The organism is uncultured Desulfosarcina sp., assembly GCF_963664155.2.
Lineage (GTDB): Bacteria > Desulfobacterota > Desulfobacteria > Desulfobacterales > Desulfosarcinaceae > Desulfosarcina.
Window position 1 is genome coordinate 3,504,407 of the sequence record NZ_CAXXXH010000001.1, and the last position, 11,824, is coordinate 3,516,230.

Annotated in this window: 13 protein-coding genes; 4 read left to right on the plus strand and 9 right to left on the minus strand. The window is 54.5% G+C overall.

The genetic code is table 11. The annotated features are described in order from the left end of the window. Nucleotides 1-18: 18 nt before the first annotated feature. From ACHZBS_RS15950 to ACHZBS_RS15960, 3 genes are read right to left on the minus strand one after another with little or no spacing between them, the layout of a single operon-like run. Complete coding sequence (locus tag ACHZBS_RS15950; RefSeq protein ID WP_319407510.1) at nt 19-768, minus strand: ABC transporter permease subunit; 750 nt, start codon at nt 766-768, stop codon at nt 19-21. Beyond that, nucleotides 758-1,528 carry an ABC transporter ATP-binding protein gene (locus ACHZBS_RS15955; RefSeq protein ID WP_319407511.1) on the minus strand — a complete coding sequence of 257 codons (771 nt, stop codon included), beginning with the start codon at nt 1,526-1,528 and terminating at the stop codon, nt 758-760. Before ACHZBS_RS15955 ends, ACHZBS_RS15950 begins: the two co-directional genes overlap by 11 nt. Before the next feature lie 22 nt (nt 1,529-1,550). Next, nucleotides 1,551-1,685, minus strand: a complete 135-nt coding sequence (locus ACHZBS_RS15960; protein ID WP_394707999.1) for a hypothetical protein — start codon at nt 1,683-1,685, stop codon at nt 1,551-1,553. Here ACHZBS_RS15960 and ACHZBS_RS15965 point away from each other — a divergent pair, their 5' ends adjacent. The 4 genes from ACHZBS_RS15965 to ACHZBS_RS15980 are packed head-to-tail and all read left to right on the plus strand — an operon-like array spanning nt 1,686 to nt 5,903. Next, nucleotides 1,686-4,457 (plus strand): YdbH domain-containing protein, encoded by a 2,772-nt coding sequence (locus ACHZBS_RS15965; RefSeq protein WP_319407512.1) that lies wholly within the window; start codon nt 1,686-1,688, stop codon nt 4,455-4,457. Nucleotides 4,458-4,472: 15 nt separating this feature from the next. Further along, nucleotides 4,473-4,685, plus strand: a complete 213-nt coding sequence (locus ACHZBS_RS15970) for a hypothetical protein (RefSeq protein ID WP_319407513.1) — start codon at nt 4,473-4,475, stop codon at nt 4,683-4,685. Nucleotides 4,686-4,731: 46 nt separating this feature from the next. Further along, nucleotides 4,732-5,103, plus strand: a complete 372-nt coding sequence (locus tag ACHZBS_RS15975) for a YdbL family protein (protein WP_319407514.1) — start codon at nt 4,732-4,734, stop codon at nt 5,101-5,103. Then, a complete protein-coding gene (locus ACHZBS_RS15980; RefSeq protein ID WP_319407515.1) occupies nt 5,088-5,903 on the plus strand; it encodes an alpha/beta hydrolase in 816 nt (271 codons plus the stop codon). The genes ACHZBS_RS15975 and ACHZBS_RS15980 overlap by 16 nt, the downstream gene beginning before the upstream one ends. Before the next feature lie 71 nt (nt 5,904-5,974). On the opposite strand, the gene ACHZBS_RS15985 is transcribed toward ACHZBS_RS15980, so the two are convergent. From ACHZBS_RS15985 to ACHZBS_RS16010, 6 genes are all read right to left on the minus strand, one after another. Continuing rightward, a complete protein-coding gene (locus tag ACHZBS_RS15985) occupies nt 5,975-6,268 on the minus strand; it encodes a hypothetical protein (protein ID WP_319407516.1) in 294 nt (97 codons plus the stop codon). 117 nt (nt 6,269-6,385) lie between these two features. Continuing rightward, nucleotides 6,386-7,039, minus strand: a complete 654-nt coding sequence (locus tag ACHZBS_RS15990; RefSeq protein WP_319407517.1) for a lactate utilization protein — start codon at nt 7,037-7,039, stop codon at nt 6,386-6,388. 458 nt (nt 7,040-7,497) lie between these two features. After that, entirely contained in the window at nt 7,498-7,866 is a 369-nt protein-coding gene (locus tag ACHZBS_RS15995) for an STAS domain-containing protein (protein ID WP_319407518.1), read from the minus strand. 18 nt (nt 7,867-7,884) lie between these two features. Further along, nucleotides 7,885-9,951 (minus strand): SpoIIE family protein phosphatase, encoded by a 2,067-nt coding sequence (locus tag ACHZBS_RS16000; RefSeq protein WP_319409091.1) that lies wholly within the window; start codon nt 9,949-9,951, stop codon nt 7,885-7,887. Nucleotides 9,952-10,030: 79 nt separating this feature from the next. Continuing rightward, on the minus strand, nt 10,031-10,795 hold the full coding sequence (locus ACHZBS_RS16005; protein ID WP_319407519.1) for a transporter substrate-binding domain-containing protein: 765 nt from the start codon (nt 10,793-10,795) through the stop codon (nt 10,031-10,033). Between the two features lie 431 nt (nt 10,796-11,226). Then, nucleotides 11,227-11,583, minus strand: coding sequence for a hypothetical protein (locus tag ACHZBS_RS16010; protein WP_319407520.1), 357 nt, complete (start codon nt 11,581-11,583; stop codon nt 11,227-11,229). Nucleotides 11,584-11,824 lie beyond the last annotated feature (241 nt).

The window sequence follows — 11,824 nt, forward strand, 5'->3', positions numbered from 1 at the left end:
TCCCGTCAGTGTAAAAAACTACCCGGCCGCCCAGACTTTTTTCAAACCGGCCCCCAGCAGTTCCAAAATTCCCTGGTACAGGGAGAGGGTGATGCCGATGATAAACAGGGCCACCAGAATTTTGGCCAGATCGCTCTGGTAAAGGGCGATGCGGATGCTGTAACCGATGCCGGCATTGGCGGCGATGAATTCGGCCACGATGGTACCGGCCATGGCCAGGGTGGCGCTGCCCGAAATTACGGTGGTCAGCTTGTGCAAGTTTTCGAAGGCCCGGATTTTAACTTCGAGCTGCCATCGCAGCCGTCCCGTTACCCGATAGAAATGTTCAATATCCGTCACCGGTTCGCTCATGATGCCGATGACCGACAAAAGCAGCGGGAAATAGCAGATCATGGCGGCGATGAACAGCCGGGTCAGGAATCCGTCTCCCAGCAGAATGAACAGGATCGGCGCAATGGCCACGATGGGATAAGCCTGAACATTATACGCGGCCACCTTGATGAAGGAACCGAACCAGGTGGCCCGGCGACCGGCCACGCCGACGCCCAGGGCCATCATGATGGACAGAACCTGGCCGATGACCGCTACGGCAAAAGTATCCAGCACATCTCCCACATAACGGGAAAACTCCGCCTGACCCGTCTGCCAGACGCCTGCGGGTCCCGGGATCACGTAATCGGAAAGGTTCAGGACGATCTTGATCCCGAACAGCATGCCAATGCCCAACAGGTAGACGATGAAAAACTGGAAAATTCGTCTATGCAGCATTCATGATCTCCAGCATGGACCGTTCCATCGCCGCTTTGTCCAGGTATCGGTCTTCACGGTGGTCCTGCCCGCGGACGAGACGGGTCTGGGGCGATAGGTGCGCCCCGCGAAAGACGACGATCTGGTCGCAGAACCGGGACACCTCCACTACATTGTGGGAAATGTAGAGAAAACCGGATTCCGGGAAGGTCGATTTGATCGTGTAAAGTATGGCGTGCCGGGTAGGTTCATCCACATTGGCCAGGCTTTCGTCCATGATGAGGATCCCGAAATCCTGAAGCAGATATCGCAGCAGGTTTACGCGGTTGCACTGCCCCATGGAGAGCTGGGAAAAGCGCATGCCCATGAGGGTTGAGAGGCCGAAATGGTCAATCAGTTCGTCCCTGAGCAGTTGACGGCCCGGGGGGGTGGTCTTTTCCAGGTGCCGGCCCACCGGACTCCATCCGGGGAGCCGCTCCCGGTTGTGCGTATACAGGCAGGGCATATCGGCCATGGCCTGCACCCGCCCTGAGAAGGTGTCGATGTCGCCGGAAATAATTCTGGCAAGGGTGGTTTTACCGACGCCGGACGGCCCGAACAGGGCGTGAAAGCCCGGTTTGTCAATGGTTACCTCAAGGCCATCAAAAAGCGGGATTTCTGCACCCGGATATCGAAATGTGATGTCATGGCATGCGATCATCTTCTCACACGAAAAAGAATCCACCTTATCGTCTGGATTTACGGCCTTTTTGTTGACACCTATATATCTGTTCAATATCATTTAGAATTGAAATTTTCCAGCCCTATCCGTAATAGGGATTGAAACCCGCAACACAACCGGAACCGCCGTCGGGGCCGCTGACTGCTTCAGGCAGGCGGACGGTCTGGGGCATGAACGGGCGAGGGAACTGCTCTTCGCCCAGAGCAATGACTGCCAAATGAACGAACTCTCACCACGCAAATGGAATTGGCCGACCGTTGTACCGGTTCTGGTGACGGCGGCCGCCCTGGTGACGTGCCTGCTTTTGGCGGGCTATCTGGTCCTGCCGGCGCTGGTTACTGACCGGCTTCCCGTGGCGCAGATCCGGCGTCTGGGGTTTGCGGATTTCACGGGACGGGTTTCCAGGATCGGTCTGCACCAGACGGCGGCGGGGCCGCTTGTTTTCGGCCTTGCCGACCAACCGGCCCTTTCCATTGATTCCATCGTGCTTGACTATTCACCGGAGGAAGTGCGTCAAAAGAAAATTCGCAGTCTCCGCATCAGCGGGCTGACGGTGAATGCGACCCTGGGTCCGGATGGTATGGTATTTCCTGGATTGGATACAGGGGTACTAAAGAAGAATACCCTTGGGGGCAAAGCATCTTCAGACGCATCGTCATCACTCGCGGGCATATCGGTGGATAAGATCGAAATCCGCAGCGGCATGGTCAACCTGGCCTGGCGCAATGTGACTCATAAAATTCCCTTCGAAGCAGATATGAAATCGGATGGGCGAGGTATGATGAACCTGGATGCCCATGTGCGGCTGTTCCCCCGCGACCAGCTCCTGGCGGTGGCTGCGCAGGTGGATATTGAAAACCGGAAAGCGAAGGTGGGCCTTGATGCTAAAGCTATCGACCTGGATCGGTTCGCCGACCTGATTCATCTTCTTCCCGGACTGGATGCCACCGGTGACGTGACCGTTCAGACAAACGCCAGGGTGATGTTGACCCCCTTTGCCATCATGGGCGCGAATGTGGACCTGACCTGGCGCAGTGGCCGATTGACGTATGGGATAGTTAACATCGAACCGGGAGGGGATGAGGCCGCGGCCAGCCTGTCCGCCGTTACCGAGGACCTCGCAAGCTGGCAGATCGATACCGGGGGGCTGCGGCTACAGACACCGGTACCCCTGATCATGAACAGGCTATCGGCCACCGTGAATCTTGGTGAAGACATACGGGGCGTGACTGGCAATGTGGATATGACGGTGTTGCCCATCTCCGTTGAATCTTCGTTGCCGGTTACCATGAAATCCGGCGTGCCCGTGCCGGTGACCTTCGATGTCACCCGAAAGGCTACAGGCGAATGGACCGCCGGATTCCGCAGGGGCGAAAATAATCCGCCCACCCGATTGGATCCGTTGGATATCACCATTGCCGGCGCGAGCATTCATGGCGCTTCACCCCGCTTCAGCCTGACGGCAACAGGTGACGGGCAAAAGGGGGCCGCCGACTGGCAGCTGGGGCTGAATGCGCTCCGGGCAACCGCTGCCGGGACCATCGTCAACCTGCCATCGGCGGATGCGAGGGGACAGTTGCAGTTCAAGCGTGACCCCCATGGCCCTTCCTGGGTTGGCGATGCCCAGATACGGATTCCCAACCCGACAGTCGATGGCAGTGGCGTGGCCGCTAAAATCGACGCCTTGACCCTGTCCGCCCGGTTTCACCAGCAAGGAGGCGATGCGCCGGTTATCGATGCACGACTGCGTTTTTCCGACGGCCGGTTCCAGGATCGTAACAGCGGCCTGCACCTGTCGGGTGGGCGTCTGGACCTTCCCTTTCGTTCGGACCATAAGGCAACGGTCGATGATGGCACCTTCTCCATTGCGCGGATTGATTACCGCAACCAATTCCTGGGAAAAATCCAGGGGCGGATTGCTCAAAAGATGAACGCCTATGCATTCGCTGCCGCCTATGAAAGCGACCTGTTTCCCGGAATGACCGCGGCGTTCACTGGAAATATGGTGACCCGCGGACTCCACTTCGGGGATGCAGACGTCACCTTTCAGGTTTCACCCTATGAACTGCCGGCCGAAAGCGATCTGGGGCGTTTTATTCCGGCGATGAAAGGCGTGACCCTGTCCGGGACGATTTCGGCGAAGGGGAAGGCATCCCACTCTTTGAGAGGATTCAACGGCGATGTCGATGTCTCCATGAAGGGCGGCGAACTGGAGATGGCGGAAAAGAAAATAGCCGTGGCGGGCATCGACACGACCCTGCATTTTCCGGAACTGCCACGTATTCGCAGCGGTCCTGCCCAGCATATTGAGTTTTCCCGGGCCGCCATGGGCGGCATCGTGGTGGATGGGGGGTCATTCGATCTGCAGGTGGAATCGGGCAACACCCTGTTTATCGAGAAAGGCCGTCTGGACTGGTGCGGCGGCAAGGTGGATGCCCAGGCTCTGCGGATTGCGGCCGGCAAGCAGGACTACCAGGTGAGCCTTTACTGCCAGCGTTTGGGCTTGTCGCGCATCCTCGAACAGCTGGGGGCGGTGAACGCCAGGGGAAGCGGCACGGTAAACGGCATGATTCCCATCGCTTACACCAATGGCCGCATTCGTTTCGATGACGGGTTTCTTTTTTCCACCCCCGGGGAAACCGGACAGATTCAGTTGACCGGCACCGACATCCTCACCCGGGGAATTCCGGCGGGAACCCCCCAATTTGCCCAGGTGGAGCTGGCCCAGGCGGCGTTGAAGGACTATGCATATACCTGGGCCAAGCTTGGGTTGATGTCCGAGGGAGAGGATTTTGTCATGCGCCTCCAATTTGACGGCAAGCCAGCCAACCCCTTGCCGTTTATTTATAAAAAAGAGATCGGCGGCTTCATTCGCGTCGAAGCCGGTGCGCAGGGTTCGGTTTTCCAGGGCATCGGTCTGGACGTCAACCTGAGACTTCCCCTGAACCAGCTTTTGCAGTATAAGGATGTCGTCAACATGATTCAGTAGCCAAGGAGACCCGCTATGCTGAAAAAGGTTTTGTTGCCGGCGACGGCAATTGTCTGGTCCTTATGGGGCCTTTTATCCTGCGCCACTCACCATGAGGTGGAGGTGAAGCCGGTGGAAATTAAACCCATTCACATCACCATTGACGTCAACGTCAAAGTGGATCGGGCACTGGACGATTTCTTCGGCGATATTGACGAAACCGCCAAAGAGATCAAAAAAACCGAATGAGACCGGAGATAATCGGTGTTTTGTTGGCCATGAAAGGACTATTGAAATGAACCAGAAACGATATTTATGGTTTGTGGTGACGGTTGCCGCTGGTGTGTTTCTTTTTTCGTCGTTCGCATTGTGCGGTGATATCAAAGCGCGGATGAAAGACCGGCTGCCGAGAATCATCGAACTCAAGGCTGCCGGTATTATCGGGGAAAACAATCAGGGGTTTCTCGCCTTCATTGGCGGCAACAAGTCGGAACAGGCGCTGGTGGACGCGGAAAACCAGGACCGGCAGCTGGTATACGGTGCCATCGCCAAGCAGCAGGGAACGACTCCCGACGTGGTCGGTCGGCGTCGGGCGCTACAAATTGCCGACAATGCCAAACCCGGGGAGTGGCTCCAGAATTCAGGCGGCAAGTGGGTTCGGAAATAACCCGTCAGATCCGATCTGACATTCAATTGAGCACCGCCGGGGGCCGCCTGGAGGCCGCATGGATCGGTCCCGCGCCGGATAAAGCGCCCACCCTGGTATTTCTTCACGAGGGGCTGGGATGCGTGGCCCTGTGGCGAGATTTCCCGGCCCGGCTGGCCAAAATTACGGGTTGCGGGGCATTGGTCTACAGCCGCCTGGGATACGGGGGGTCCGCCCCCTGCCCGTTGCCGCGAGAGGTGGATTTCATGCACCACGAGGGATTGGTGGTGCTGCCCGAGGTCATTCGGCAAACCGGTGTTCGCGATCACCTTCTCGTCGGCCACTCCGACGGCGGCTCCATCGCCCTGATTCACGCCGGGGGCAGTCCTTTCCCGGGCCTGAAGGGGATTGTCACCCTGGCCGCCCATGTTTTTTATGAAGACCTCACCCGTCGAGCCATTGAAACCGCACGCGACCGCTACCTCAACGGGGATCTTAAAGCGCGCCTGTCCCCTTACCACGGGAAAAATACCGACTGCGCGTTCTGGGGCTGGAACGATGTCTGGCTTCATCCGGATTTCAGGCAGTGGACGATCGATGCCTTCCTGCCGGCCATTCATGTACCGGTATTGGCCATTCAGGGGAAAAAGGACCCATACGGATCGCAGCGCCAGATTGATGTCATCCGGGAGAAAACCGGGGGAACGGTGGCCGTTGAGGTGATTCCCGACTGCGGTCATGCACCGCATCTGGAAAAGGCCGATGCCGTGCTGACATCCATCTCAGCGTTTATGAAGCATCGGGTCAATGCAATCGATTGATATCCCATCGGGTTCCGTTCCATCTGGGTTCGACAGGTTGCAAGGCTTCGGTGGCGGGAAAAAAGCCGGTTTTACGGTACGGCAGGAAGACGCTCCAGCACTTTTCCCTCCTCATCCAGGACAAAAACGAAAAAGCCGTTTTCGACGGCATGGCGGGCAAGGTCTTCGTAGATGATGGCCTGCACTTCGTACTTCTTCTTTTTTTCCAGGTGCAGATGAAACATGGCCTGTTGAGCGGATTCCTTACTCAAAAAGGCCGGGATGAAGGAGATATCGTGTTCGCCGTCGGTCTGCCCGACGATCTGTTCGCTTGACCCGGTTTTCTGAATGGCTACATATAGCCAGGTGGTTGCTTCGATGGTCATGTCTATTGCTCCTTGCCCGGTTCGGTCCTTCCAGATAAAGCCGATTCTGTTTTCCGGCTCCCGGTGATTTTTTGGTTTCCTGTCCTCATGAAAACGACAATCGTTGCCGCATTGCTCTTAAAATCCCATGTCTTCGTTGATCAGAACGACTTTCACCCGGTGTTTGGGGAAACTCTTTTCCGTGATTGTCCAGGTGTTGCAGATGCGATCAGGGCTGCTGCAATTTTCACAGCGACCGGTTTTGCCGCAGGGACTTTTTTTGTCCAGCCGCATGACGTTCACGGGTGCCGCGAAGTTTTTGATTCGGGCAACGGCGGCTTCACGATCCGGCACGATCTTGTTCCGGCCAATGAAGATGAGCACCTGTTTGGGGCCAAAGGTCAGGGCTGCCACCCGATTGCCGATCATGTCCAGGTTGACCAGTTGGCCGCTTTCGGTGACGGCATTGGTGCCGGTGATGAACAGGTCAACCAGGAGCGATTCCCGCCGTCGCTGCATGCTCTGCTCCGGTGAGAGGCTTTTGTCGTAAGTGTCCAGCACCGCGTAGCGGGGGTCATTTTTCAGCGCTTCGTAAAGCCGTGTGCCGACAAAGGTCATGGATCCGCCCCAGGAGATGGTTTTCGGGGCAATGGCCGGAATAATCGTGTCGTAGGCCATTTTTTTAGCCAGGTCCTTGTTGTCGGCGATGTAGACATCGAAGTTGTTGGCTTCCAGCGCCTTTTTTATTTTCTGAAGCCGAAGTTGCCAGTAATTGTGGATGGGGTTGTCCATGAAGCTCTCCTCTGATGCAATTGCGTATGGTTTCGCCGGCGGTTGTTTTTGCCGGTTTTATCTTTCCGGGAAAACGATGTCAAGACGCACTGGATTTTGTGCCGGTCAGCGGCCTTTCGCTGATTTCATTCTACCGGCCGGCGCCATGTTCATGAAATGGGGCGGATGGATATCCTGGCGCAGGACTCCCGGATCTGAAAAACTTCTCACGATGGTTCGGATGTGTCGGGCAGGGAGATATGCCAGGTGGATAAACTTCTACTGACTCCATGGTAGAAGCGATATTTCAGAAGGTGTGAACGCGCCACCATTTGGCATTAATCATCATTGCCGGGACCGTCTGTGCTCAAAGGCTGGGCGGATCGGGTAATCCGTCCGGGGGCGGCCTACCGTTTTCTCGATGCGGATGCCGGAGCTGGGTCGATCGATAACTATCCGAAAACATAAATAAACCGGTATTATCCCGTTACCTGCCGCTGCATCCGATCCAGGTAGTCGTCCAGTTCTCCCATGGTGGAAAAGACCTGCTGGGATGGCAGGGCTTTAATGATGTCGAATACTTTTTGAATCTGGGGCTGCAGGTTCAGCAGTACCACCTTTCCGTTGTAACTCTTCATGGCTTTCTGCGCTTTGGCGATTACCCGTACGCCCATGCTGGAGATGTAGTCAAGCATTTCCATGTCGAACACCAGGGTGTGGGGTTTTTCCTGGAGCACCCTATCCACCCGATCTTCTAATATGGGGAAGGTACTGGTGTCCAGCCGGCCGGAAGGCGATAGCATATACACCCCGTCCATTTTCTGCTTCGAGGTTACCGATAAATTCATTTGGTTCTCCTTGTTGTGCTACCGATATCGCTTCTCCATTCGCATGATATTTTTACCCCGCTCACGACGGTATTCCATTTGGTCCATGAGGTTTTTAGCCAGGGTAATTCCCATCCCACCCTTGTCCCGCTCTTCCAGAGGTTTGTCCCGGCGGCCGATGTGGACATTCAAGGGGTTGAAGGGAATGCCTTCATCCTGCAGCGTCAGGATCAGGGAATCCCCTTCGATAACCAAGTGCAGGGTGATGTTGTGATCCAAGTCGTCACCGAACCCATAAAAGACGATATTGGAGAATATCTCCTCCATGGCCAGGGTGACGTCATGAACCACCACCGGCGGGCAGTCAACCGAATCGGCGATTTGGGTGATCGCGTCTATAATACGGCTCATTTCACGGATGTCATTTCTCAGCACGATGGTTTGGTGGGTTTCACTCACCCGGTTCGGCGAGAAATAGGACAGCGCCAGCAGCGTCATGTCATCATCCAGCGGGCGACTCCCGGTAAATTCCCGGATCTGGGACAAGATCGCCGTGACCCGTTCTTTGGGGGTGACGCCGGCGGTCAGGGAGACGGTGTTCATGAGGGACTCCTGCGTAAACAGACGGTTCTTGTCATCCTGTGCCTCGGTAATGCCATCGGTATACAACAGCAGGCCTTCTTTGTGCCGCAGTTGCACGGTGGCCTGCCTGTACTGAAAGGCGTCGTCCAGGCCGATGGCCGGACATTGTGCGTCGCCGAGAAGCACCGTGTTTCCTTTTCGGCCAATAAACAGCTGAGGATTATGGCCGGCGCAGGTATAGGTCAGGTTCCCGTTGTTAAGGTCCAGTACACCCAGGAAAACCGTTACGAAAGTGAGGGACGGATTGTTTCTGGATATTTCCCGGTTGACATCGGCCAGAATGTATTCCGGCTCCACCAACAGCCGTGCCGTGGCTTTGATCATGGTTTTGGTCATGGCCATGAACAGGGCTGCGGGCACTCCCTTGCCGGATACATCCCCGATGACAATACACAACGAGTTGCGATCGATGAAAAAAAAGTCGTAAAAATCTCCCCCCACCTCGCGGGCCGGCTCCAGGCTGGCGTAAATGTCGAATTCTTTTCTGTTGGGAGCTGCGGGGAAGTTGCCTGGCAACAATTGCAGCTGGATTTCCCGGGCCACCGCCAGTTCACTTTCGATCTTCTCTTTTTCTGCGATGGTGGTTTTCAAGTCTTCAGTCCGCAGTTTCACCTGCTTTCTGAGAAAGACATTCCCCACAATAATCAATCCCATGATGCCGGCAATGATGCCCAGTACCCATAAGGGACGCAGCCATAAGGGAAGTGTCACCTTTCGGACCCCTTGGGTCCACTGGTCCAGCGATTGGTAAAAGATCGAATTGGGGTTTTCCTTCAGCTGCTTCAGGTGGCGGTCCAAAGCGGTGATAACGGATGTGTTGCGGCCTTTGGCCACGGCGAACCGCAGATCGGTCGGCCTGAAACTGATCGGGCTCTGGCGTACCTTGAACCGTTTTTCATAGTAAACGCCGTAAAGCCGTGAAACAATGCCGGCGGAGACTTTTTTCTGATGGACCAAGGTCAAAACTGTTCTATAGTTGTCCACCAGAATAAATCGGGGGCGAATTTCGAATTTTCCCAGTATGGTTTCAAAAAATTGAAAATAGATGTCAGCCTCAACCACCGCCACGTCCTTGTCGTGGAAGTCAAGGATATCCGAGAAGGTGGCATCCGAACTGATATAGAGCTGTCCCCAGTTCGCAACGATAGTTTCCTCGCCGAAGGCAAATTTTTCTTCCAACTGTGCCGACATCGCCATACCCGGCAACAGATCGATGACGCCGGTTTCCAGGCGCCGGGTACATTGGGCATAGGAGCCTTGAAGGTATTGGATGTCCCATCCCTCTTTCCGGGCGATTTGGGTAAGAATGTCGACTGCGATACCCTTCACCTGGTTGTCCGAATCGGTGAAGATCAACGGTGTGTTGTCATGAAGGCCCACGATGATCCGTTGGTTCGCGGCAGATGCAGCCATCGCCGAAAACAGGCAAAGGATCAAGAGTAGAAAGAAAGATCGAATTCGCATTTCCACGGGGATAGTATTCTGTTTTTAAAAGACCTGCCCGTTTTTGCAAAAAGCGCCGGGTGCGCACTGGTGGGGATCTCTATCTTGCGTCAGCCATACTGTAAACCGCAAAAATCTGATCCAGTCTGCCACGGCTTCGCATCGATTCAACTTCCTGGTCAATCCGGGAGATCAATCCGGCGGCAGGCGATTTTTTGCTGATCAGAATGTGAAAACCGCTTTCACTGCCGACACCGTGAGTTTCAACGATCCTTTCGGAAAGGCCTTGCTCGGCTATCCGTGGTGCCGCCAGACTCTTTTCTTCAATGATCAGGTCTCCGCGCTTGGCAGCCAGCATGCGGTACATGCTGTCTACGGTGGTGGCATAGGCGACAGGGATGCCTATTCCCTGCACTTCTTTTTCCACCCATCCGTTGCCGAGGTAGGAAATAACCGTATATCCACCGCTATGGATGGCGCGCAATCCGTTGATCCGCTGAATGTCATTAATTTTTGGATGATCATGATAGGTATAGAGAATTCGGCGTTTGGTCCAGACCGGCCGGCTGTGGGTGACGGAGTATTCCAGCCGTTCCGCTGTGGGGATGGTGACCAGGATGTCGGCGGCACCTTCTTTGACCATGGATTGGCAGCGCTTCCAGGGATAAACGGCAATGTCCACATGGATGCCCAGTCCCTGGTCAAACACTTCCATCACAATATCATGGAAGAAACCTTTGAAATGGCCGTCCTCCGTCTGAAAGTTTGCCGGCGGATAATTGGTAAACACCCATTTGACCGTATCCTGGGCAGATGCGGGCATGGACAGACTCAATAGCAAGGTGATGATGCAGAGTGATTTCATCAGGTCGTCGTGGACTCGGTAACTTGATCATCCTGTTTATATAAAGGAATAGGTGAATCTTGCCAGTACCTCTGCAATTTGTCAAATCAGTTTGCCCAATCTTTATGCTTCTCGTCTGAAAATTATCGGCCGGTTTCCAGGCAGGAGATCATCATGGCCTCAAGGTGACGCGTTGCTGTTTGAAAGTTTCCGTCCTGAACCGGAATGTTCCGCTGTTAATACGAATGAAAATGTTGAGAAAGCGTTGAACCTTCGGGGGGCCGGAATCGATCGTAACATAGGGTTCATGGATACCCGATAGGTTGGGGTTGGTTGACCCTGACAAAAAAAGCGGACATCCTCAATTGAAGTCCGCCCGCCATAACCGGCATTCAATGACCGCTTAACTCAGCCTTGTATGGCCGTTGCTGAATTGCTGTTTCAAGACCCTGTCAGAAGTTAATGGCCGAGCTGGGTTCCTGGCTGAACGGTTTCATCTCTTTCCCGCATTTGGGGCAAAAAATGGTGGCCATGTTGTTTTTGTCCATGATCGCTTCACCCGGCAGATCAATGAAAAAAAGACCATTTTTGTTCTGGTTGCAGGCATCGCTGTGACAGTAAAAGCGATGATTGCTGGTACTTTTCTGCGAATCGGATGGCAATGGTTTCATGGGTTGGCTGCACCGAGGACAGAAGATGGTAGCCAGATTGTTGCCGTCCATCACCGATTCCTGGGGCAGTTCGAGAACGAAGGGCCCTTTGTCCGCATGAGTACAAACTTCACTGTTGCAGTAGAATTTTGTCGACATGATTAATACTCCTTGTCTGGATTTTTAAAAGACATTTGATAACCTGTTTGGTATTCAATAGGAAAACAGTTGTATCGCCGGTTATTTTTCGGTGGTGCGGCAACATTCAACTCCAACCGCCTGCCGCGATTTTATCGGTCTATTGTTAGTAAACAATTAGGCAACTCGTGCTTTTTTTCAGATTTTTTATAATGCGACCGATATCGGCAGATGTCAAAACTATCAACCCAAAAATGAGTCG

Coding starts and splice junctions, on each gene's coding strand:
- ACHZBS_RS15950 (WP_319407510.1), bottom strand. CDS start 768: ATGCTGCATAGACGAATTTTCCAGTTTTTCATCGTCTACCTGTTGGGC.
- ACHZBS_RS15955 (WP_319407511.1), bottom strand. CDS start 1,528: ATGATATTGAACAGATATATAGGTGTCAACAAAAAGGCCGTAAATCCA.
- ACHZBS_RS15965 (WP_319407512.1), top strand. CDS start 1,686: ATGAACGAACTCTCACCACGCAAATGGAATTGGCCGACCGTTGTACCG.
- ACHZBS_RS15970 (WP_319407513.1), top strand. CDS start 4,473: ATGCTGAAAAAGGTTTTGTTGCCGGCGACGGCAATTGTCTGGTCCTTA.
- ACHZBS_RS15975 (WP_319407514.1), top strand. CDS start 4,732: ATGAACCAGAAACGATATTTATGGTTTGTGGTGACGGTTGCCGCTGGT.
- ACHZBS_RS15985 (WP_319407516.1), bottom strand. CDS start 6,268: ATGACCATCGAAGCAACCACCTGGCTATATGTAGCCATTCAGAAAACC.
- ACHZBS_RS15990 (WP_319407517.1), bottom strand. CDS start 7,039: ATGGACAACCCCATCCACAATTACTGGCAACTTCGGCTTCAGAAAATA.
- ACHZBS_RS15995 (WP_319407518.1), bottom strand. CDS start 7,866: ATGAATTTATCGGTAACCTCGAAGCAGAAAATGGACGGGGTGTATATG.
- ACHZBS_RS16000 (WP_319409091.1), bottom strand. CDS start 9,951: ATGCGAATTCGATCTTTCTTTCTACTCTTGATCCTTTGCCTGTTTTCG.
- ACHZBS_RS16005 (WP_319407519.1), bottom strand. CDS start 10,795: ATGAAATCACTCTGCATCATCACCTTGCTATTGAGTCTGTCCATGCCC.
- ACHZBS_RS16010 (WP_319407520.1), bottom strand. CDS start 11,583: ATGTCGACAAAATTCTACTGCAACAGTGAAGTTTGTACTCATGCGGAC.